Source organism: Candidatus Melainabacteria bacterium (assembly GCA_003963305.1).
Classification (GTDB): Bacteria; Cyanobacteriota; Vampirovibrionia; order Obscuribacterales; family Obscuribacteraceae; genus PALSA-1081.
This window is the reverse complement of record RXJR01000004.1, coordinates 162,356-184,439: the sequence shown is the minus strand read 5'-3', so window position 1 is coordinate 184,439 and position 22,084 is coordinate 162,356. Positions and strand designations below refer to the sequence as shown.

Annotated in this window: 24 protein-coding genes; 12 read left to right on the top strand and 12 right to left on the bottom strand. The window is 48.6% G+C overall.

All coding sequences use genetic code 11. The annotated features are described in order from the left end of the window. Positions 1–138 precede the first annotated feature (138 nt). Complete coding sequence (locus tag EKK48_05040) at positions 139–696, bottom strand: hypothetical protein (GenBank protein ID RTL44619.1); 558 nt, start codon at positions 694–696, stop codon at positions 139–141. 135 nt (positions 697–831) lie between these two features. Here EKK48_05040 and EKK48_05035 point away from each other — a divergent pair, with 135 nt between their 5' ends. After that, a complete protein-coding gene (locus EKK48_05035; protein RTL44618.1) occupies positions 832–2,271 on the top strand; it encodes an aspartate aminotransferase family protein in 1,440 nt (479 codons plus the stop codon). Here EKK48_05035 and EKK48_05030 read toward each other — a convergent pair. Both EKK48_05030 and EKK48_05025 read right to left on the bottom strand, forming a co-directional pair. Next, complete coding sequence (locus EKK48_05030) at positions 2,252–2,455, bottom strand: hypothetical protein (GenBank protein ID RTL44617.1); 204 nt, start codon at positions 2,453–2,455, stop codon at positions 2,252–2,254. The genes EKK48_05035 and EKK48_05030 overlap by 20 nt on opposite strands. A gap of 67 nt (positions 2,456–2,522) precedes the next feature. Further along, positions 2,523–3,563 (bottom strand): ferrochelatase, encoded by a 1,041-nt coding sequence (locus tag EKK48_05025; GenBank protein RTL44616.1) that lies wholly within the window; start codon positions 3,561–3,563, stop codon positions 2,523–2,525. A 439-nt stretch (positions 3,564–4,002) separates the two neighbouring features. Between EKK48_05025 and EKK48_05020 the strand changes: the two genes are divergently transcribed. Next, positions 4,003–5,082, top strand: a complete 1,080-nt coding sequence (locus tag EKK48_05020; GenBank protein RTL44615.1) for an RNA polymerase sigma factor RpoD/SigA — start codon at positions 4,003–4,005, stop codon at positions 5,080–5,082. Here EKK48_05020 and EKK48_05015 read toward each other — a convergent pair. The 8 genes from EKK48_05015 to EKK48_04980 all read right to left on the bottom strand — a co-directional run bounded on the left by EKK48_05015 (position 5,064) and on the right by EKK48_04980 (position 12,299). Further along, on the bottom strand, positions 5,064–6,116 hold the full coding sequence (locus tag EKK48_05015) for a class I SAM-dependent methyltransferase (protein RTL44614.1): 1,053 nt from the start codon (positions 6,114–6,116) through the stop codon (positions 5,064–5,066). The two genes, EKK48_05020 and EKK48_05015, sit on opposite strands and share 19 nt — an antisense overlap. Next, the gene (locus EKK48_05010) at positions 6,116–6,928 is read right to left on the bottom strand and encodes a DUF1295 domain-containing protein (GenBank protein RTL44613.1); all 813 of its coding nucleotides are present in this window, start codon (positions 6,926–6,928) and stop codon (positions 6,116–6,118) included. Before EKK48_05010 ends, EKK48_05015 begins: the two co-directional genes overlap by 1 nt. 2 nt (positions 6,929–6,930) lie before the next feature. Continuing rightward, positions 6,931–7,260, bottom strand: coding sequence for a DUF1475 domain-containing protein (locus EKK48_05005; protein RTL44612.1), 330 nt, complete (start codon positions 7,258–7,260; stop codon positions 6,931–6,933). Further along, on the bottom strand, positions 7,257–8,552 hold the full coding sequence (locus EKK48_05000) for a class I SAM-dependent methyltransferase (GenBank protein ID RTL44611.1): 1,296 nt from the start codon (positions 8,550–8,552) through the stop codon (positions 7,257–7,259). The genes EKK48_05005 and EKK48_05000 overlap by 4 nt, the downstream gene beginning before the upstream one ends. Beyond that, positions 8,549–9,343 carry a DUF1365 domain-containing protein gene (locus tag EKK48_04995; protein RTL44610.1) on the bottom strand — a complete coding sequence of 265 codons (795 nt, stop codon included), beginning with the start codon at positions 9,341–9,343 and terminating at the stop codon, positions 8,549–8,551. The genes EKK48_05000 and EKK48_04995 overlap by 4 nt, the downstream gene beginning before the upstream one ends. Further along, positions 9,315–10,727 (bottom strand): NADP transhydrogenase subunit alpha, encoded by a 1,413-nt coding sequence (locus EKK48_04990; GenBank protein ID RTL44609.1) that lies wholly within the window; start codon positions 10,725–10,727, stop codon positions 9,315–9,317. The genes EKK48_04995 and EKK48_04990 overlap by 29 nt, the downstream gene beginning before the upstream one ends. Beyond that, the gene (locus EKK48_04985; GenBank protein ID RTL44993.1) at positions 10,601–11,536 is read right to left on the bottom strand and encodes an acyl-CoA desaturase; all 936 of its coding nucleotides are present in this window, start codon (positions 11,534–11,536) and stop codon (positions 10,601–10,603) included. The genes EKK48_04990 and EKK48_04985 overlap by 127 nt, the downstream gene beginning before the upstream one ends. 61 nt (positions 11,537–11,597) lie before the next feature. Then, the gene (locus tag EKK48_04980; protein RTL44608.1) at positions 11,598–12,299 is read right to left on the bottom strand and encodes a sel1 repeat family protein; all 702 of its coding nucleotides are present in this window, start codon (positions 12,297–12,299) and stop codon (positions 11,598–11,600) included. A gap of 591 nt (positions 12,300–12,890) precedes the next feature. Here EKK48_04980 and EKK48_04975 point away from each other — a divergent pair. From EKK48_04975 to EKK48_04950, 6 genes are all read left to right on the top strand, one after another. Continuing rightward, entirely contained in the window at positions 12,891–13,754 is an 864-nt protein-coding gene (locus EKK48_04975) for a deoxyribonuclease IV (protein ID RTL44607.1), read from the top strand. A 14-nt stretch (positions 13,755–13,768) separates the two neighbouring features. Further along, the gene (locus EKK48_04970; protein RTL44606.1) at positions 13,769–14,326 is read left to right on the top strand and encodes an NUDIX hydrolase; all 558 of its coding nucleotides are present in this window, start codon (positions 13,769–13,771) and stop codon (positions 14,324–14,326) included. A gap of 228 nt (positions 14,327–14,554) precedes the next feature. Beyond that, complete coding sequence (locus tag EKK48_04965; protein ID RTL44605.1) at positions 14,555–15,520, top strand: hypothetical protein; 966 nt, start codon at positions 14,555–14,557, stop codon at positions 15,518–15,520. 146 nt (positions 15,521–15,666) lie between these two features. Next, a complete protein-coding gene (locus EKK48_04960; protein RTL44604.1) occupies positions 15,667–16,086 on the top strand; it encodes a hypothetical protein in 420 nt (139 codons plus the stop codon). After that, positions 16,083–16,478, top strand: a complete 396-nt coding sequence (locus tag EKK48_04955) for a response regulator (protein RTL44603.1) — start codon at positions 16,083–16,085, stop codon at positions 16,476–16,478. The genes EKK48_04960 and EKK48_04955 overlap by 4 nt, the downstream gene beginning before the upstream one ends. Continuing rightward, entirely contained in the window at positions 16,471–17,268 is a 798-nt protein-coding gene (locus tag EKK48_04950; GenBank protein RTL44602.1) for a hypothetical protein, read from the top strand. The genes EKK48_04955 and EKK48_04950 overlap by 8 nt, the downstream gene beginning before the upstream one ends. A 21-nt stretch (positions 17,269–17,289) precedes the next feature. Here EKK48_04950 and EKK48_04945 read toward each other — a convergent pair whose 3' ends face one another. Next, a complete protein-coding gene (locus tag EKK48_04945) occupies positions 17,290–17,628 on the bottom strand; it encodes a hypothetical protein (protein ID RTL44601.1) in 339 nt (112 codons plus the stop codon). 129 nt (positions 17,629–17,757) lie between these two features. Here EKK48_04945 and EKK48_04940 point away from each other — a divergent pair, with 129 nt between their 5' ends. The 4 genes from EKK48_04940 to EKK48_04925 all read left to right on the top strand — a co-directional run bounded on the left by EKK48_04940 (position 17,758) and on the right by EKK48_04925 (position 22,075). Next, a complete protein-coding gene (locus EKK48_04940) occupies positions 17,758–18,720 on the top strand; it encodes a hypothetical protein (protein ID RTL44600.1) in 963 nt (320 codons plus the stop codon). Beyond that, positions 18,714–19,580, top strand: a complete 867-nt coding sequence (locus EKK48_04935; GenBank protein ID RTL44599.1) for a glycerophosphodiester phosphodiesterase — start codon at positions 18,714–18,716, stop codon at positions 19,578–19,580. The genes EKK48_04940 and EKK48_04935 overlap by 7 nt, the downstream gene beginning before the upstream one ends. A 68-nt stretch (positions 19,581–19,648) precedes the next feature. Further along, positions 19,649–20,110, top strand: a complete 462-nt coding sequence (locus EKK48_04930) for a septal ring lytic transglycosylase RlpA family protein (GenBank protein RTL44598.1) — start codon at positions 19,649–19,651, stop codon at positions 20,108–20,110. Positions 20,111–20,212: 102 nt separating this feature from the next. Further along, positions 20,213–22,075 carry a tetratricopeptide repeat protein gene (locus EKK48_04925; GenBank protein RTL44597.1) on the top strand — a complete coding sequence of 621 codons (1,863 nt, stop codon included), beginning with the start codon at positions 20,213–20,215 and terminating at the stop codon, positions 22,073–22,075. Positions 22,076–22,084: the final 9 nt, after the last annotated feature.

Sequence of the window (22,084 nt, the reverse complement as noted above, 5' to 3'; positions counted from 1 at the left end):
ACCGAGATGTTACGTCTGAACTGTTTCAATAAAATCTCTGGAGTTTTTTTCAGCAATGAGTGCGAAGCAAGCACCAGTGCGCGCTTCCACTCGTTCTGCCGGTTTGAGTGGCTGAATCGGTCTCTTGTAATCCCAACTCTATTTATTGAAGAAAGCGCTTACGCTGCATCCGATAAAAACAATCATTGCGGCCAGTTGAGTAGTGAACACACTCATGCTGGATTGTGCCTCTGCCTGGGCGTCGCTGCCGGGCTGATTAAGCGCAGCCAAATAGCCGAGGGTAGAATCGCGTGCGGGACTGAGAATTAGTCCAATCACGAGCCCTGCGACCACCGCTAAGGCAATTTTCGTGCCGATCTTGTATGCAGCAATGCGGTGCAGAATTCTGCTCACTCCCAGACCGACGGCAGCCAGAATGAGCCACGAGTAAAAACTCATACCAAGCATATACACCTGTGCACTGCCGAACAGAAAGCCGACAGCTAAAGCCGATAGCCCAGTCCGGATCATGATAGCCGGGCTTGCTTGCACGACATGGCTGGTGAATCGTCCCGCACAAGACTTGCAGCGTGCACCCACCGCGCATTGCACCATGCACTTAGGGCAAATCGTTTCACTGCAGTCCTGACAGCGCAGGCGCGAGTCTGAATGGTCGTGCTTTGACAGTATGGACATGGCAACCCGTTGAGTTCTCATCAGATTGTATACCTGAGTCATTCTCTAAATAGGAGGAGTGAGAGCCAAAATACGCCCTAATTCAATGTCCGAAAATGACGAGCGTGTCGATTCTTCCCGTGGTTTACTGCCTCAAAATTCAAGGGAGGAACTTCAATGTCGCACTACGACGTGCTTGAAATAGCTTGCCGAGCAGCCAGGACATGGCTGGCAGATGTAGAAACAGGCGCTGTTTGCGCCAGAGATGATCGCCAGGCGCTTCTAGGCAAGCTGCATCGACAACTGCCGCAGCAAGGTCTGGCTGCAGATACGGTAGTTCGAGACCTGATTGAGGCAACGAAAAACGGCTTGCTTGGCAGCGCAGGCGGCCGCTTTTTTGCCTGGGTCATTGGCGGCTCCCTGCCGTCAGCTCTAGCTGCTGATTGGTTGACCTCCAGCTGGGAACAGAATGCGGCTCTGTATGCTTGCTCTCCTGCTGCCAGTGTGATTGAGGAGATAGCAGGCGAGTGGATCAAGGAGCTGCTTGATCTACCACGGGATGCATCTTTTGCCTTTACGACAGGCTGTCAGCTTGCACATTTCACGTGTCTGGCTGCTGCCCGAGCCTCGGTTCTGGAGAAGTCCGGCTGGAATGTCAATGAGGACGGACTCTTCGGCGCTCCGGCGCTGACGGTTCTTACAAGCGAGCAACGACATGGTTCAGTCGACCGCGCTGTACGTTACCTGGGGCTCGGCAATCGGTCACTCAAGTCCCTGAGCACTGACGATTCGGGGCGCATTTTAGTTTCGTCACTACGAGAAGCATTGCTAGAAGCTAGTGGTCCCAAAATTTTAGTGCTGAATGCGGCAGATCTGAATATCGCATCTTTCGATCGATTCGATGAATTGATTGCTATAGCCCATGGCGCTGGAGCGTGGGTTCATGTAGACGGAGCTTTTGGACTCTTTGCCCGAGCCAGTAAATCTAAAAAGCACATGACTGAAGGGCTTGAGCTTGCCGATAGTTGGGCTACTGATGCGCACAAATGGCTGAATGTGCCTTTTGACTGTGGTATCGCCATAATCAAAGATCGAGAAGCGCACCGGCAAGCGATGACTATCAGTGCTTCGTATATCGAGCCCGGGTCGAATGCAAGGGACCAGATTGACTGGAATCCGGAGTGGTCGAGGCGTGCGCGTGGTATTCCAGTTTATGCTGCTCTTCTGGAATTAGGAAAGGAGGGTGTGGAAGACCTGATCGATCGAACGTCGCAGCATTGTCATACTCTGGTGACGGAAATAGCTGAAATTCCCGGTACTCAGCTGCTCTGGGAGCCGCATTTAAATCAGGGATTGGTGAGATTCCTGGACGAACGAGAGAATGCTTGTGAAAGGGATCACGATATCAGGACGAAGCGTGTGATCGAAAACATAAACGAGGGTGGAGATGCGTTCTTTTCAGGAACGACCTGGAAAGGAATGTATGCGATGCGAATAAGTGTTGTGAGTTGGCGAACTACAGATAAGGACGTCTTGAAGACGGTCGAAGCGGTCAAAGCCGCCGTGGCTGCGGCAGCAAGCCCTGGCGTAAAAGGACTCAGTACATGTGCTGAGTAGCGTGCGAAGCGACGAAGGAGCTGTGTTGCTGCTGGTTGAGATTGTAAATCAAGCCGTGCTGCAGTCCATAGCAGAGCCCGCCTGCAACTGAAAGAATGATCAGGGAAAAAACGGCTATGCTTCCGAGTTCCGTGTTGCCTCTGCCGGATTCGTCGCGAACGAAGTTGCGGAACAGATCATTCATAGCCTTACTCCTCAGAGAGAGGCTAATAAGATAACACGGACGTCAAGTACAGGCAATTTAGATTTTGCTATTGCTGTGGTCGTTGGGCTGTCTGCACAGGCGGACGCTGTGGGGCCGGGCAACAATCTTCCGCGCAAAGGTCTGGTCGGGAGCCCAGAGTTCCAAGTGCAAGTCTTTCGGCTCCTGTCGTTCTCTCTTCAATCAATTGCCTGATCATTTTCACGAACGCAGGATGAATTCCGGCTGTTCCGGCGCGCTCCATTTTGATGCCGAGTTCATCACAGAGTTGTTTTGCTTCAACATCGAGGTCGTATTTGACTTCCATGTGATCTGAGATGAATCCGATCGGTGCTATGACCATTTCCGTCACGCCTTGATTTTTTAAATCGCGAATATGATCGCAAATGTCAGGTTCGAGCCACGGTTGCGTGGCAGGACCGCTGCGGCTCTGGAAGCATAATTTCCAGTCTTTTAAATTGAGACTTGAAGCTATCAACTCGGCTGTTTCAGTTAGTTGTTCCACATAGTCACTTGTGGTTGCCATGGAAGTTGGAACACTATGTGCGGCGAACGCTACGTGAACATTTGAATGTTCGTCACCAAAATGTTGCAACGCATTTTTCAGTCGATCGGTATTTGCTTCTATAAATCCTGGATGATTGGAAAAGCCTCTCAGTTTCTCGATTTTAAGTGATCGATTCTCGCCGAGCTGCTCCAGTGCAGACGAGATGTTCTCACGATATTGCCTGCAGCCTGAATAAGAACTGTAGGCTGACGTAACGAACGCTAGTGCCTTTTTGATACCGTCAGCCTGCATCTGCTTGACCGTGTCAACCAGCATGGGGTGCCAGTTTCGATTGCCCCAGTAGATGGGCAAGTCGATTTTGTGTTCTGATAATTCAGATTTTAATGCTTCAATCAAATCTCGATTTTGTTGATTAATTGGAGAAACTCCGCCAAAAAGTTCGTAATGGTGTGCAACGGCTTGCATCCGCTCTGGTGGCACGTTTCGACCTCTCAGCACATTCTCCAGGAAAGGAATAACATCATTCATTCCTTCCGGTCCTCCGAATGAAACCAATAAGATCGCGTCATATTTTTCTGTCATTGCTGGCTCCCTGAGCGGGTTTTGATTGTGGTGTGACGATGACCGGGTCGTGTAAAGAAAGTGTTGCGTAAAGCAAAGAATCACTATGGATTTTACTAGTGTTTGCAGGGAAATAACCATATAATTGTAATGAGAACGAAACAACTGAGATTTGTTCTTGAAGGAGTCCCAACTAATGTCTAAATCAGTCAGCAAAAAATTTCTCGCCGGGTCTTAGACAGGGTGCATTCCTGAACCAGGCCTGAAGCCGCTTGAGCTGCTATCGAACGGCTGAAAAAGCAAGAAAAAATAGTCGTGATTGTCTCCTTGAGACAAAATTGTAGTTGACAGTAACAGTAAGTGCTCGTGATTTTCATTCGCGAGTCCATGTTTCACAGCGTCTTGCAGTCACCTGCATGCCGTACTCGACTGCGGCAATTCAGATCCATCAGGTAGTGTTATGAATAATCAGACATACGAAGCGGAACTAGATTTGGTATCACTGCTGAACGTCACTTCTGCTATCAATGGTTATGAAGCAGAATCTGATTTCAGCACAAGCCCAACGCCCTCCCGGCGCGGCCGCAAAAAGATTGCCAGCCCACCGACTCAGTCTCTGACTGACGACGGAGCGGAGCCGGAAGATTCGTTTTTGAAGGCAAAGGAAGAACCAAGATACGATGCTGAGACAGACAAGTCATCCGACGTCTGGCGAGGCGTGATCTGGTGGTATCTGCATGAGGTGGCTAAACACCGATTGTTGACCGGACCGGAGGAGATCGAACTGGGTCGCGCCAACCAGTTTGGCGACGTCTCTTCAAGAGATCAACTGGTGGCAGGCAACCTGCGACTCGTCGTCAGCATAGCCAAGCGGTATACAAGACAGGGTCTGGACCTCGAAGATTTGATTCAGGAAGGAAACCTCGGTCTGATGCAGGCGGTGCGCAAATTTGACCCGTCTATGGGCAACAAGTTCTCCACTTATGCCACCTGGTGGATTCGTCAGGGTATCACTCGTGCACTCTCAAACAAAGGTCGCGCCATTCGCCTTCCGGTCCATGTGCATGAGGTTCTGTACAAGCTGCGTCGAGCTGCAAAACCTTTCTACCAGCGTCTGGGTCGTTATCCGACCGTTGCAGAGCTGGCTAAAGAGACCGGAATAAATGAGACCGAAATCGAGCATGTGCTGAAGAGCAGTATGAGCATGCTTTCGATGGATGACTTTCTCGGCGCCGATGAAGATGAAACGCTGGGCAAATTTGTAGAAGATAAAAACAGCGCAAGACCTGAGGCGCACGCCGAGCTGTCGATCATGCAACTGAAAATCGATAAAATGCTCAGCTCGTTAACTGAACAGGAGCAGAAGATTTTGAATGCGCTGTTTGGTTTGCATGGCTGCAAGCAACAGACTGCTAAACAAGTAGCCGAGGCACTTTCACTGGAGGTGCAGGACGTGCGACGCATAGAGAATAAGGCTCTGCGTAAATTGCGACGCATCAACCACAATCGGTCGCTCTCTGATTATTTAGCTGATGCTTGATTGCGTTGTTGGAAGAGGTAATGTGACACGATCCACTCCTCCCCATTTCGATAGTTGAATAGCTCCTCGCAGGCCATGAAGAACAGCCGCCAGTAAACCCACCATTTGCGCACTTGCGTGGCGCCGTAAGTGGCTGCAAAAATCGGCTCGACTTTGTCCCTGTTGTTATCCATATTCGCCAACCAGGCGGCGCAGGTTTTCTGATAGTGAGAGCCGTTCAAGCGCCACTGCTGTTCGATAACCAGGTCTTCATTAAAGAGCGAGAAGAGGTTGTCCGCAGGCATCATGCCGCCAGTGAAAAAATGCTCCGTCAGCCAATCGTTGCCGTCTGCGTTGACGTAATGATAAGCGAATTTCTTGTGCGAGAAGATATGCACAAAGAGCTTTCCATCTTCGACGAGCCAATCACTGATTTTTCTGAACAAGAGTTGGTAGTTCTTCAGATGTTCGAACATCTCAACAGACACCACGCGATCGAATCTTTCGCTGGTCGAAAAATCATTGATGTCGCATGTCTGCACACTTAGATTTTTCAATCCCTTCTTTTCAATCTGGCTGTCTATGTAGGTCTTTTGCGTGCTCGAGTTCGATATTGACAAAATCCTCGCGCTGGGAAATTTCTCAGCCATCCAGAGTGAAAGAGAGCCCCATCCACAGCCGAGTTCCAGTATTTTCATGCCTGTGTCTGCGATCTCGGCACGCCGGCAGGTCAGAGAAAGCATCTGTTCTTCGGCTTGCTCCAGATTTCGGGTGTTGTCGTCCCAGTAGGCACAGCTATATTTCAAACGAGGACCCAGCACGAGTTTATAAAAGTCGGTCGGCACTTCGTAGTGTTGTTCATTTGCTCTCTCGGTGGCGATGGCGATCGGTTCAGATTTGAGCGCTTCAGCAAACTGAATCAGCTTCTGTTCTTCCGACGGCCGGCATAGCGCCTGCTCTTCCTGCAGTTTTTGCGCAAGCATTTTGCGAATGCCGCGCCGAATAATCGGATCTGGCACCAAATTGGATTCCAGCAGCTTGTAAATAAAGTGCATCAGTTTTTGCGAGGAAACCAGGGAATGAAGGGGCTGGTGCGTTTCTGATAAGCAATATATTTCTCGCCCTTGCTTGCCAGCGATTGTTTCTCAGCCAGTGGTATGCCGGACATCTTTGTCAAGAATAAGAGCATGAGAATCGGGCATGCAATTGTCCACGTTCCAAATGGTGACTCCATGGCGAAGACGAAAAAGGAGCACCAGATCAGCCACTCGAAGAAGTAGTTGGGATGCCGCGAATACTTCCACAGTCCAACATCACAGACATCGCCATGGTTGGCTTCGTTTGACTTGAAGTCATTTAGCTGTTGATCTGCGATTGCTTCGCCGATAAAACTGATAATGAAGAGCAAGATGCCTATATACTCGTTGATGCGCAGCTTCTCTGCGTGATCGCTTGTTGCGATTAAGAAAGGCGTTGAAAGAATCAGCACAGTCAGTGCTTGAAATTGAAACATGCCGAAAAAATTCTGTTCCGCTTTATCTCCCCATTTAGTGCGCATCTCTGCGTAACGAGGATCTTCTTCGCCGTGAGTGCGCTTCATTCGTTGCCAGAGGTGGATAGCAAGGCGGAAACTCCAACAAGCCACCATTAAGGCTATGGCAAATCGTCTGATCGGCGCACCACTCGCCGCCAGAGCGTAGAAGATGGCGATAGCGCCGAAGCTTCCCGACCAGGCAACGTCTACCAGTGCTGCATTCTTCTGTTTCATGGCGAAGTACCAGACATCGCTCATGAGCAAAAAGACAAAGATCAGGCTGCATGCTAACAGCGGCAGCATGGCGAACAGGCTGATTAGAAAGTTGCCCATGCCTAACCTCGCAGCATTAATTTATCTGCTGTGGCGTTAGTCGGGAGTCTAAACAAGAGGATCAACATATAGGCGGACATAGCCAGATTCCCGAGCAGCATGATTAAGATAAACCATACTATCTTACCAGTGACACTCTTTTCTTTGTAAAAAACCCATGCATAGAAGGTTGTGAACCCGCAGTATGCATCAGAGAGGGTGGCGGTGAACCATGGGTGCCCTAAAACCGTTCCTGGAATTTGCAAAATGCTGCACTGCAAGCTGGCGCTTGTGGTGGCATAGACCATAACGACGAAAATGAGGATGAAAAGTATTCGCAACGCCCAGATCATAGCGCCAGTTGCTCGGCGAGCATATGATTATTGGGCCGAGTGTATATAGCCTGGACGACGCTACATTCTCTCGTCTTGAAAGCCGCTTCGCAGTAACAGAAATAGTAGTTCCATTTGCGAATGAATTTCTCATCGAAACCCAGAGCCCGAACGTCAGCAGCCCTGGCGTTGAATTTATCTCGCCAGATAGCCAGTGTGCGTGCATATGATTCGGCAAAGTCTTGCAGATGGTAGAGCTGCAGATTTGAGGTATTTCTGGTTGCCGTTACGGTTCTGGCGATGGAGAGCAGCTGACCGCCTGGAAATATATGTTTCTGGATGAAATCGACGCCGTCTTTCATCTGGTTGTATCGGCAATCGGCTGCGCAGATCATCTGGATGCCCAGAAGTCCATTGGCTGTAAGAAGCTCCGAGCACTTTTGGAAGAATAAATCGATGAACGGATCCCCCAGCGCTTCGACCATTTCTATTGAGGCGATCTTGTCAAACTTACCATCCATCAAGCGAAAATCTTTCAACAAAACGGTGATTTGATCAGTCAGATTGCGTTCCTCGATCAGCTTGGTCACGTGCTTGAATTGCTCTTCCGAGAGCGTAATCGTGGTCACCTTGCACCCGTATGTGGTGGCAGCATGGATTGCGAAGTATCCCCATCCTGAGCCAATTTCCAGAACCTGATCGGTTGGACGGAGTCGCAATTTCTGACACAGCTGGTCATATTTTTGGATCTGGGCTGCTTCCAGCGGTTGACCGGCATGCTCGAACATGGCGCTCGAATAGGTCATTGTCTCGTCCAGAAACAATTTGAAGAAGTCGTTGCCGAGGTCATAATGATCGCGGATATTCTCTTTGCTGCCCGTCAGTGTATTTCCCTTGCGCTTGTGCAACTGTCGATTGTAGAAATTCAAAATATTCAGAAGCTTGCTCTTCTGGCTGCTCGTCTCGAACACAGTCGAGTCTTCACCGTTTTCTATAAACCAGGCGATGACTGCAGTCAGGTCGTCAGTATTCCAGAGAGCATCGATAAATGCTTCAGCAAATCCGATGGCGCCGAATAGGACGCATCTTTCAAAGAACGCGTAGTCGTTGATTTGTATCGCAGCTTCCGGTGAATCTCCGGGGGTACCAATAGAAAAAGGTCGGTTGTCTGGCAGGATGATTTTGAGACAACCTCTCGTCATTTTGGCGAATTGCCCGAGTACAAGGGTTTGACAGATCTTTTGAAATCTTGTCGGTCGCCTCTCATTTGCGGATAGATGCGGCGTGTCTAACTGAGATTGTACTGTAGTCATTGTCGCTCTCCTGAGGACGGATACGGGCGAAGAACGCCTGTTTGCAAATGTGCGTTAGCTTCCTTGGTAATGAAAGGAACTTTTTTCAGCCAGAGAAAAAGGGCATGCAGATGAATGGCGCCAATCACGAAAAAAGTGACGAACGGATATTTCAAAGTCATTAAGAGCAAGTTTCTGTCTGTCAAAGCTATCCTGCTGCCGCGCATATTCGCAGCCAGTACGATTTCTCCCGATTCAACAGAGTTGATGTTGAGTTTGAGTCGAGCGTCGGGACTGTCGAGATCAAAGACTACATCGGTATCGAGATTGATGAATGGAGAGACGTAAAAATTCTTCGGTTGCCTGTCTTTTAGATTCGACGTTCCGTTACTCAACAACAGATAAGGCTTCTTCTCGCCGAATGTGTTGCCTACTTCCGCTACTGCACATTGCAGTTGCATCGTTGGGTCGAAGCAGAAGAAAACGGTAATCGGATTGAAGACGTAATTCAGAAAGCGCAGGTTCGTCAGAACCCGGACGCTCGCTATTTCGAGATTTGGCTTGATTCCTTTTACGTATTCAATCACCTTTTGTTTGAGCGGTTTGTCGCTCTCATCAAAGTGGTCTCTGTCTCTAAGCGTATACAGCGCCATTTTGTTGACGGCAATAAGGCGGTTTTTCTGCTCCAGGAGCGGTAACTCATCCAGATCGATGTAGAACGAGAACATCGAGTGCTCAACACGGTGCGGTCTGGGCTTCATTCTTTGATGAGTAATATTGCACTCATACAAACAGGAGATCGTGTCTTTCATTAGCGACTCCTTGAATGAGGTTTACAACGTCGATTGATGAAGCGAGGGCATCTTCGTGGAATCCGTGGCTGAAATAACTTCCGCATAGGAAGAGATTTCTCAGAGGTGTTTTGTTCAATTCTTTCAGTTGCTTCTGCGCATTTTTCGCTGCCACCGTGAAAATTGGATGATGATACTGGATGCGCCGCACGATCTTGGATGGCTCTATCAGTGCCTCTGAGTTGAGTGATACGAAGTAGTTGTATCGATCGGAAACCTTTTGCAGGCTGTTCATCCAATAGTGTGTGGTTGTCGGAGCTTCTTCCTTTTTTGTGTCCACCAGATAATTCCAGGAGGCCCAGTTGATCTTATTCTTTGGCATCACAGACTGATCTTTGTGCACCAGAATTGTATTGGCTTGATATTTGAAATTCTCGAGCAGAACTTTCTCTGCTGTAAAAGAGCTGTCGAGTATTTCAAATGCCTGGTCGCCGTGGCACGCGAGGATGCACTGGTCAAATTCTTGGACCGTTCCGTCCTGTCTGCGAAGCGCTACTCTGCCATCTCTAGTGGGTGACACTGCCACCACTTTCGCGCCAATCTGAATGCTGTCGCGAAATGATTCAGTCATGGCTTTGACATAGGTGCTGGCGCCGCCTGAGACAGTCAGCCAATCGAGTTTTCCATACATGCTTAGTAGTCCATGGGTGAACATGAATCTGATTAAGACGGAAGCTGGAAATGAGAGCATAGTGGCTGGAGGAGCTGACCAGAGTGCCGACATCATGGGCAACAGATATAGATTGACCATGTCGTCACTGAATTTCTCTCTGGCGATGAACTCTTTCAGTGTATACTCGCTGATTGACTCGTTACTGAGCATTGCCAGTGCAGTTTTGTTAAAACGATCGAGTTCGAGAAGCATCTTCCAAAAACGAAGATTGAGAATGTTCTTTCTCTCTCCGAAAATTCGGTTGAAACCCGTACCCGACCACTCTAGATTAAGCGCACGATTTTGCACGGAAAATGACATGTCGGTCGGTTGCGATTTGATGTTCAGCTCCTTGAAGAGCTTAGTCAGATATGGATACGTGACTTCGTTGTAAACCATGAAGCCTGTATCAATGGAAACAGTCTTTCCATCTTCTTCCACATAGATAGTGTTAGTATGACCGCCTATATAATCGTTCTGCTCGAAAACCGTAAGCTTGGCGTTTTTGCGGAGCATATAAGCACAGGCCAGTCCTGCGATTCCGGTTCCGACAACTGCAATTGATTTCACGAAAGCGACCTCATGCTCAGCTCTTTTGCCTGCACCGTATTTGGTACCTTGTTGAGTTCCCAAATGATTCCTAACTTCTCCATTAAGAGAAGCACGTAGTATGTCAGGTCGATTTGCCACCATTCCAACCCCTGGCGCACGCAGCCAGGGTACCGGTGATGATTGTTGTGCCAGCCTTCACCCAACGTGATCAGACCAAGCAAGAAGTTGTTCTTGCTGTTGTCACCAGTCTCGAATTCTTGCGTTCCGAACTGATGGGCGAGTGAATTTATTGCCCCTGTAATGTGGAAGACCATGACAGTGCTGACGAAGCCCCAGGCAAGAAACTGCGGACCTGATGTGTGCAGTGATGGGTAGATCCGCTCCAGTGCCGCACCTGACCAGAAGACAGTGGCTCCCAACAGCACCGGCACGACCCAGTCGAACCTGTTCAACAATACAAGTTCGGGATATTTCACAAGGTCTGGAATTCGCGAGTAGTCTGTCGGCATGTTCGCTTCGACCGTAATCCAGCCGATCTGCGCCCAGAGAAATCCTCTTCTCACCGGTGAATGCGTATCGAGTTCGGCGTCAGCATGTTGGTGGTGGTGCCTGTGGTGCGCAGCCCACCACAGCGGACCTCTCTGAACTGCGGTGAGACCGGCTATCGCGAACAAGAATTGAGCGATACGAGAAGTTTTATAACTGCGATGCGAAAAATATCGATGGTAGAAGGCTGTAATCGCAAACATGCGCGCTATGCAGAGTGTCAGAGCCATGATTAAGGCAGCTGGGCTACTTCCCGTGAAAAAGACACTCAAGCAAGCCAGGTGCATGAGTATAAAGGGCATCCACCGTCCCGGACTGGACGACCTGGGCAGCCTGCGCACATTCTCTGCACCTGCAGGAAAGTAATCAGAGTCTAAAAATTTGACCCACTCGAACACTTGCATCACTCATCATATGTGTCTCCCCATCGAAGCATATGAATCAATAGTGAATTTCACGTGAACGTTATTGACTGGCGCCGGCATCCAGGTCGCGCATTGATTTGACCAGGTCGGCATAGCCCTCCCAGCTCGTTTCTATATTGCCGAGACCCTGCGAATAGTTTGTTGTTGATTGGTGGTACTTCTGTTTGATGGCGGCTTCGGTCTTCTCCCAGCCGGGAATGCGGTCCAGTAGCTTTTCTGAATCTTCAACACCTTGATCGCGAGCGAGAAGAATCAATCGTCGCGCTTCCATCATCCGCTTGTTGACTGACTTGTTGTAGAGGTTGTTTTCTTCGACGTACATCTTGCCGAGGCTGTATTGCGCTTCTGCAACTCCTTTGTGGGCGGCTTTGGAGAGCCAATGTTCAGCCTTGCTAGTATCCTTTTCTATCTCGTTGCCGTATTGATACATCTTTCCCAGTCTGGTCTGGGCGTCTCCAAAGCCTTGTCTGGCGGACTTTTCGTACCACTGAGCCGCCTGACGACTGTCCTTTTTCACCCCTCTGCCGGTCTGGTAACAGATCCCTACCAGGCACTGCGCCGCTGGATGTCCACGTCGTGCCAGAGAGTGCAGAGTTTTGAAAGATTCTTCGCAATGTCCGCACTTCATGCTCGTGCGGGCTTTTTCAAGCTCCTCTTTGTCTGACGCAAGGGCTTGAGTGGTGGTTAACAGGATTACAAGAGAAAGGCTGGCCAGGGCAACAGATGGTGATCTCGGGTTCAAAATGACGCCTCTTGTTTAGTAGAGAAGATCATTTTGACACAAAATAAAACAGGCAGCGAACTTACTGAACAGGCAGACACCAATCACCGCCTGTGACCAGGCGGAAGAGTCTGCGCGGACGAATACAAATTACACCAGGTCAGACTCTTTTATGTGGTCTCAGTTGGTGCTTGAGTAGATGTTGAAGCGGAACGGGCTTCTGCTTTCTTGTCTTTGACTCGTTTCCACATTTTTGCGAGGCCGATTATGATTACAGGCATAATCAACATGTAAGCTACGACTGTTGGATCATTGAAAGGTTCTGGCATGGTCAATCTCCTTAAGTTCAACTAACAAAATAGCATAGCAATGTGACCGAGGCAACCAAATATTCCGAAAAATCCGCTCAGCCACACCGTATACGGTGTCAAAACTGTCGAGCCGGTGTTTTCAGCGTAGTAAAGTAGGAAGAACCCATACTAATTGTCGTTACAAGCATTTAAGTACACAGTTAGGTATGCATATAAAAAGGCATAGGTTCTTCGCTTAAATACCCGTAATCATCGACTGCGCTTGTGTCTAGCTTTGCTCTGAAAGTACTTTGGGTAGAATATGTCAATGGCGAAAACTGCTGCAAAACCTCGTATCGGTGCGCATATCAGCGGCGGTATGAAAACCGCCGTCGGTAAAGCGACTAACATTGGCGCACAGGCTATTCAAATATTCCTGGGTTCGCCGCAAATGTGGCGCGAACCGAAGCCTACACCTGCTGAGCAGAGCACTTTCGTTGATGGAGTCAAAGGCAGTTCGATTGCCCCGGTTTTTGTACATGGAAACTATCTAGTCAATCTGGCATCAGAGTCGCCTGAAAATTTCTCAAAGTCAGTAAACAATCTAGCGCTGGCATTACGACTTTCTGACAGCATTGGCGCTAAGGGATTGATTTTTCACCCGGGGTCTGCTGGAAAGGCTACTTACGACGAAGCGCTGAATCGAGTATTGAAAGCACTGGATATGGTGCTGGATGGATATCAAGGTGATTGCAAACTCTTGCTGGAAGTCTGTGCCGGACAGGGGCAAACAATAGGCGACAGATTTGAAGAATTTGCCGACATATTGAAGTCGATGCAGTATGACAAACGCATTGGAGTATGTTGGGACACTTGTCACATGTTTAACGCCGGTTACGATATCTCTTCGAAAGCAGGTTTACAGCAGACGATTGATCAATTCGGCGAATTAATCGGTTTTGACTGGCTTTTTGCAATTCATGCCAACGATTCTAAGACTCCACTCGGGGCTCGCCGAGACCGGCATGAAAATATCGGCAAAGGTTATATCGGAGAGGAGGCATTTCGGCGCATGTTGCACGAACCGCTCCTGCGGCCACTTCCGTGGATTCTGGAAGTGCCTGGCATGGAGAAGAAGGGACCGGATAAAATCAATATCGATTTGATGCACAGTTTGGCGAACTAACTCGGGAAATTCTCATGACACAAACAGCAAGTCCCTGGAAAACAAAAAGCACACGAGTCGTTTACGAGAATCCCTGGATCAAAGTACGCGAAGATGAAGTAGTTCAGCCGGATGGCAGACCTGGAATTTATGGAGTAGTTCATTTTAAGAACACCGCTATTGGTGTCTTGCCGATTGACGAAGAAGGCAAGATTTGTCTGGTTGGTCAGTATCGTTACGCGCTGGAAATTTATTCATGGGAAATACCTGAAGGCGGCTGCAGTCAGGGAGAAACTCATCTTGATGCTGCTAAACGTGAGTTGATTGAGGAGACGGGAATGGTGGCGTCCAACTGGACGCAATTGGGAAGTGCACATTTGTCGAACTCAGTTTCTGATGAGCTGGCGGTTTATTACCTGGCTACCGGTCTAACCAGGGGCACACCAAGACCAGAAGGAACGGAACAACTTGCTTACAAACATGTGACGTTTGATCAGGCACTGGATATGGTGATGACAGGCGAAATTACAGACGCACTGAGCATTTTGGCAATTACTAATTACGGCATTCTCCGGTCACAAAACAAAATCTGACGTCAGCGCAGTTGTTGTGCTCTGCCTGGTTCATTAAAAGACTCGGAATGATCACCACTTATCGGTGATGTCAAGCGAGGTTTGGTAGAACTGGTCACGATGTGCGCCCAGGAACAAATTTCTTATCGACACATCTCACTAATGTCGGATTAAAAAAAATTCTGGGTAAAACCAGAATAGAAGAATAAGTCAGCAAACATATTCACGCAGCATTTGGAGTGGTTCATTGTGCTTCCAAAGTCGGTCTTAGCTTGTCTATTTTTATGCTCGGTGATTGGCATCAATCAGCCGGTCTTCAGTCAAGCTGCCACTGATAATGGTGTCAGACAGGTCTCCAGTCTCGAAACTAGATTTTTTGCTCATCCATACAGCAACGAGGCCTTACCAAAACGTCTGGATCGCCTCGAGAACTTCGTTTACGGAACCGCAAGTACAGACCCGCTTCAGTCCAGACTAGATAAGCTTGACAACGTGGTGCCTGCTATGAAAGTCGTTGCTAGTAGCTCAGTTGCAGGTGCTGGTACAGCTGCCGCGTCTGGTTCAGATTCGGCGAAACGATCCAATGCCCTTCCTGTCGCTGATTGCGCCTGGTCGAAAACCAAATATCCTCGTATAACCGAGTTAGAGCGGGAGCTTTTAGAGCGTACTTTCGAGTCTGACGCAGCTCCAACCAGAGTGGCAAGGTTGGAGGAACATATTTTCGGCAGAGTCTGGGCCACGCAAACGGACCTCGCTGTGCGTCTGGACAGACTTGGCGAATACGCCTTCATGAGTCCGAAGGTTGAAGAGCTAGAAAAGGCTGAGTTGCTCAGATTGAGTTACTTACAAAATGCTTGCTATAGACCGGAACAACTGCGATCGACGTTAACTCGAACGCAACAGGTACGCTTTCAGACCACGGACCAATTGAGCTCCCAGTCCGCGCTGCCAATTGACTTTCAACCAACGCAGGCGCCGTTATGGACCGCCAGAAGTGAATCTTTCACTGTCGTCGACGAGATAGAAACGCTGGAAAAAATCTTGTTTGGTAAGATTTCCGCGAGCAAACCGCTTGGTCAACGTGTAGATGCGCTCGAGGTCAGTATTTGTGGTTCAACCCAGAGCGACAAGCAACAAAATATAACCAGCCGCGTGGCAGTCTTAGTCGCTAAATTCAGCAACAGCAATCCTATTCCGAATCGCTCGGGCGTTTGATTTAGCCTAAATACGTTGTGTGAAGTTGCCGGAGGGGGATACCTCACCTGCTGGATTTATGCTCGTCCTCCGTATGCCATAGTTGGATACGGATCATTAGGCAACTTGCGGTTATTTTCGACTTCTGGCAACAATCGGAATAAACGATGGGCTTGAAAATTCTAACTGTATTCGACTCTAAGACTGCATCCGAATGGGTGTTGAGTGCACTGTCCGAACATGATTTGACACAGGTTGGAACAATCATGGCGGCAATGCAGGTGTTGCAGAGAGAGAAAGTAGACGTAACGCTTGTTCAGCTTCACCTCCAGAATGAGTCACTGTTCGACTTGCTTCGGTCAATCAGGCGCAATGACTACTATTGCAAAATGAGTTTCATTTGTTGTGACACGTCAGAGCCTGCCAGCATGTCCGGTAAGCTGCAAATTCAGCCTGAGTTCGTTGAGAAGTCTTGCTTGCTGTATGGTGCGACGAAAGTAATTTCGGCTGATGAGTTCTATTCCGAAAAACTTGAAACGCGGATCCTGGAGACTGTCACAAAGCCTGGCTCCCTGAGTGGGACATGATGAAGAAAATCCTGGCCGTAGAAGATGATGTAACCCAGCGCTACGTTCTCAAAATTGTTCTTGAAAGTTTTGCTTTAGATTTCGAAATCGCCGCTTCTGCAGAAGAAGCTCTTAAGCTGATTTTCGAACATAAACACCGGTTTGCTCTTGTATTGATGGATATCAAACTGCCGGGAATGAATGGTCTTGATTGTACTCGTGAAATTCGTCGGCGCGAAGCGGCGGAAAGTCTGATTAAAACTGGGATTATCGCGGTTACAGCTTACGCAGGAAGCGAAGATAGAGCTCTTTGTTTTGAGGCAGGGATGGACGATTATCTCAGTAAGCCTTACACTTTGGAAGCATTTAAGAGCTTGATTGATAAGTATCTCCAAACCGTGTGTTGTGAATAGTCGAATTGAAACAGTTAAGCGCCACTGCAAGCTCAAAGTAGCTGGCTTTCAAGCCTTTGTTTTGCCTGCAGTTGGGCCGGGCTTTGCCGTGTTGATAGCGTGTTTGATTTCGACTTTGTTTGGAGCTTCTCAAGCTGTCGCGCAGACTTCCGGCAATACATCAGCCCTCAATTCAGAGATCAGTTCAGGTACCAGTTCAGGCACCAGTGCAGGCATAAACTCGGGCGCCGACAGGGCTGCGCTTGCTTTGCCTGCTAATACAATTCCAGTGCCACTGATGCGCCAATCCACTGACTATACCTGCGGTGTTGCTGCATTGCAGTCATTACTCGCCTATTATGGGCAGGATGTTCGGGAGGATACTCTGTCAAAGATATTGAAGGCTGATAGGAAGTACGGCACGCGCTACAGGAACATCGCCGGCTATGCTGAAGCTCATGGGCTGCCGGTGCGCATTCAAAAAGACATGACCTTGCAACAATTGGAAAGTGATATCAGCGCTGGGCATCCCGTGTTGTGTCTCATACAAGCATGGGCAGAAAAAGGCAGTCAGACTGATTATGCTAGCGACTGGAACGATGGTCACTACGTGGTCGCCGTCGGCTTCGATCATGATCGGCTTGTTTTTATGGATCCCTCTACGTCGGGACACTACGCCTATATTCCTCTTCAAGAGTTCGAAAAACGTTGGCACGATGTTGACGGACATGAGAAGCTCAATCACTTCGGTATGTCGTTTTTGAAGGATGGTTCCAAAACAAATTCAGCAAAGATGACACCGCTTGAATAGCGGTCTGAGCAGCAAAAGTAGTTAGTTGTCTTCGTTGACTTTGCGGAAGATATCATTCGGGAACATAGCGTTAATCAAGTCCAGGCACTCCTGCTGCCGCGCCGGTAGCGATTCTTCACTTCCGGCGACTGCGATACGCATTTGCACTTCTTCTTCAAACTCGTTCCAGTCGACAATTAGATCATAGTGTTCGTTTGTCGCAGTGGTCTTGGTAGCCTGCAGCTTTCCAAGTTGGTATTGCATTTTGAGATCTTTCCAGTCGTGGGTTTTGATGACTGACAATAATTCGTCGACTAGATCGTCTGGGTCGACAAGAAAGTTGCGGGTCGTTGATGCGACTGTGTTCGTTGTTTCGGACATTATGGACTCGCTGCTGTGGCTGGAAAATTTGGGTTCCTCAATATGCTACCAGAGGGTACACGGCTGACCGGAAGTAATTAAGTTTCCCTTCTCGTATAATATGCTGAGCACTCTAAGCACGGTATTGTCATGCGCCCATTATATTTTCTCATCTGGCTGGCGGCTTTTCTCTTTGCGCAGCCTTCTTGTCGAGCTGAGGTCAAGACTCTCGCCAGTGGCAGTTATACTGCCAAGAACATGCAGATACAGCAGTTCGTCGGCAAGATTTCGATGGACGATGTTGATAACTCGATGCCCTTAACACTCAATTTTACGAATGGCAAGTTTGCCTGGGTGCGCGTTTTTCTCACAGACTCATCTAACAGCAATCCTGACCCTCGTGCTCAACCAAGGGGCATGATGATTGTTAACGAGAACAGTTTTAAACGCACTTCGACGGTCGCGCTGGACTTTACTGGCAGACTGCGACAGGGGACGACTGTGTTGCTCATTCGTGGCGCCGGTATGCCTGGTTCGACCTTTGGTTGGACATTGACCACTGTTACAGGTACGAAGATTACGCGTGTCGAACCCAGTAATGTTCAGGCAGGCGGAATTATCACCTTGTCTGGCGGACCCTTCAATACCGATCTCAGTCAAAATGTCGTGATGTTCAATAACAGTCGTGCCAAGATTATTGACGCCACTGCAGATAGTATCAGAGCGATGGTGCCCGAAACTTTGACGGCTGGAACTTATACGATTACGGTGACGACGAACGGAACAAAAACCAATCCTGTCTCTGTCAAAATCAAAGGACAACCGGAAGTGACGGGCACCAGCTTGAACTGCGTCAAGTCAACGATGCAATTCAGCATTTACGGTAAAAACTTCTCGGAAAATGCCAGTGACAACGAAGTGAAAATCGGCAGTGAAACAGCTAGAGTAGTGTCTGCAACGCCTGAAAGTTTAACTGTTGAAGTGCCGATGTTTCCAGATGCAGGCGGTGGGCTGTGGTTCAATCCGCCTCTGCAAAAGCCGATGACGGTCAAAGTCGGGAACGTTCAGGCGAAAGGCAATCTTTCAATCTATATCGGACCTTATCAATGGTGAGCACTAAATTGAATCGAGTATTTGGAATCTTCGTCGTTGCAGTCTGCTCTATCACTTCAGCAAATCTTTCTGCGCAGGCTCTACCCCAGGTGGTTGCTCACCGTGGTGGCAGGGTTTGGGCTCCTGAGAATACACTTGCAGCCTTTAAAAAGAGTGTTGAACTTGGTGCAGACGGCATTGAGTTGGATATCCATCGTTGCAAAACAGGCGAACTAGTTGTTATTCACGACGAGTCAGTCGACCGCACCACCGATGGTTCTGGGTTTGTTAAAGACATGAGTCTTTCTCAACTGCGTGCATTGAGTGCTGGAGCTAAATGGGCTCCCGCGTCCCAATTGAGGAAGCTGAGTGCGGGCATTCCCTACTCTTCCGAATTCAAGAATGAGAAGCTGCCTCTATTGACTGAAGTGTTCGACCTTGTGAAAGGCAAGCTGACGATAAATATTGAGATAAAAAATGCGCCTGTCGACTACCCTGGTATTGAGGACGATTTAATCGCCCTGCTCAAGAAATATCCTTACCCTGACAAGATAATGGTCAGTTCGTTCGACCATGATGTCATTCGCCGGTTTCATGAAAAGGCACCTCAATATAAGTGTGCCATTTTGACTGACTGCATTTTGTCTGATGTCGGTTCCTATGCTAAGTCAGTCGGCGCAGACAATTGGAACCCGGGATTTGGCGATTTCCGCACTGATGCAGCCAAACGCGCTCACGAGGCCGGGCTCAAGGTAAACGTGTGGACCGTAAATGCTCCGGAAGAGTGGAAGAGCGCCGTCGCGATGCCTGTTGATGGAATTATTACGGACGATCCTGAAGGCTTGAAGAAGTTTCTCCATACCGAGCCCACTACCAGGTAGCCGATCGGCAGCAAGCGGTGGTAATGCTATGCTGATTAGAAGTTACGTTTTTCCGGAGACATTAACCGATGAAGACGCGTCAAATTAATGCTGTACTCAGTTCAGTGTTGACTGGCACTTTCGTTCAAGCCTGTGCCTGGGCGGCACCGCCAACACTAGTGAACGCGCCTCAAGCGATACTTCTGGCAGACGCCTCAGCAGATGAGAAAGAAAAGGGTCCCACATTTTCGGGAAATGCATCCTGGTACGGCATTCCTTTTCATGGGAAGAAAACTGCCTCGGGCGAAATTTTCGATATGAATAAGTTGAGTGCTGCTCATAAGACCTTGCCTTTTCCAACCAAAGTGATGGTCGAGAATCCCAAAAATGGTCAGGCTTGCGTGATCAGAGTCACTGACCGTGGTCCGTTCGTGCGTGGCAGGGTTCTGGACTTGTCACGCGAAGCGGCTAAACGGGTCGGCATCTTTCCGGGTGTTGGATATGTTGAAGCCACAGTGCTGAACAGTAAGACTGCGCCAGATAAAAAATAACAACTGTTAGATTTTGAGTATTGCAGCCTATGTTTTCATGAGGCTGATCATTACTTCTACCGTATTACAATTGAGCCCTCAGGCACTTATTCGAAGGTCATTATGAAAGGCAAACATAGCACTGCTCATCAATTGGTTTTTACATCTGCAATAACAGCGCTGGCATTCACTTTGACAGTTCAGCTTGATGCGCAAGCTGGAAGCAAGCGCCTTTACAGAGGTGGTGTCAGTGCCGGTGTAGCTAATGCCGATAAAATGATGATGAAAGGCAATTATGCCAAAGCCAATGATTTTTACGTGGCTGCCCTGAAAGCCAATCCGCGCGACATCAATGCCATGGTCGGCTATGGAATGGCTCTGGCTAAGCAATTTAAAGTCGATGGTGCAGACGCTCAATTCAACAAAGCCCTTGCTCAAGATCCCAACAATCCAGGGGCACTCGCAGGAAAAGCGCTAAACGCTCTCAATCGTCTGCAGTCTTCGTCGGCTACGATTCGCAATAACAAAGACTCGATTTTGAACGATGCGCAAAATCAAGCACAAAGGGCAGTTGACGCTGACACTAAAATCCCAGAGGCTCACTATGCGCTGGGTATGGTCTATAAAGAGCAAGGAAAGCTGAATGATGCTGCACTGGAATTCAAAAAAGCAATTCAGCTTGATCCAAATTATTCAGATGGTTATTCCGGTCTCGGTCTTGTACAGCTGGCTCAAAACAACCCTGCTGCCGCTGCCGCTACGTTCCAGAAAGCAATTAAAGTGAACACCGGTGATTGGACGGCTCACTATGGTTTGGGTCAGGCGCTGCTCAATCAAGGCAAGTATGACGCAGCACTTAGAGAACTGAATACAGCCCAATATCAGTTTCCCAACAGCTGGCCGGTTCGTCTTGCCCTTGGAAAATGTTTCGAAGCGCAGGGCAACACTGTTGCAGCCGTATCGAACTATCAAGCTTCGATCGCCATCAAACCTGAGAATACTGCCGCTTATTTAGGTATCGCCAATATTCGTGAAAGTCGTGGTGATATAGAGCTTTCTATTTCTGAGCTGCGGTCAGGGCTCGAACTGATGCCAAACAATAACGATTTGCAATTGCGCATCGGCGATCAAAGTTTGCGTGTCGAAAAAATTGATGATGCGATCAAAGCTTATCAAACCGTTCTTAATGCCGACCCGGGCAACTCGAAAGCAGCTGACGGTTTAACTACTGCTTTTTACATGAAGTCAAATAAGGAAACAACCGGCGGTTATTTCGGTGATAACGATTTTGACAATGCATTGCAAATGATCGATCGTGCTGTTCAGATGAATCCGAATGACATCAAATTGCGTTTGGCGCAAGCTAAATTGCGTTCACTGGCAGGAGATGAAGTGGATTTGTCGAAGATTCCACCTCCAACTAATGATGGTGAACGCATCTCTTATGCGCAAGCTTTGATGGCGCAGAATCGCTTTGCAGAAGCCAATCAACAATTTCAGATGGTGCTTGCACACACTAATAACGCCAAGCAGACCTTCGCTCTAGCTGATCTCGAGTTGATGATTCATGATCTGGACAATGCTCAGGCTGCTTATCAAAAGGCTGCCACTATGCCTGGTGGCGCAGATCGGGCCCGTCGCGGCATGGCTCAAGTCGCTAAGGCTCAGGAGAACGCTCGCAAGAATATGACGCTGGCCACTGATTTTGCTAAGAAGGGTATGAAAGGCAGCGCTGTTGATGCTTTTCATGATACTGTTTTTCAAAATCCGAAATCTGCGGATGCACGTTTAGGCCTGGCGAAAGCGTTGGAAGACGTGTCCAAAGCAACACCTGTGCAGTTGCGTGAGTCGGCTTTCCAATATCGCGCCTACGTGGCTCTCTCTCCAACAATGGAGCAAAAGGAGCAGCAGAAGTTCCTCTCCAAGGCTGACAAGCTTGATGAAAAAGCCGGCAGGCGCGAACGAAAACTGACCAGGTCAAACTAGTTCGTCTAA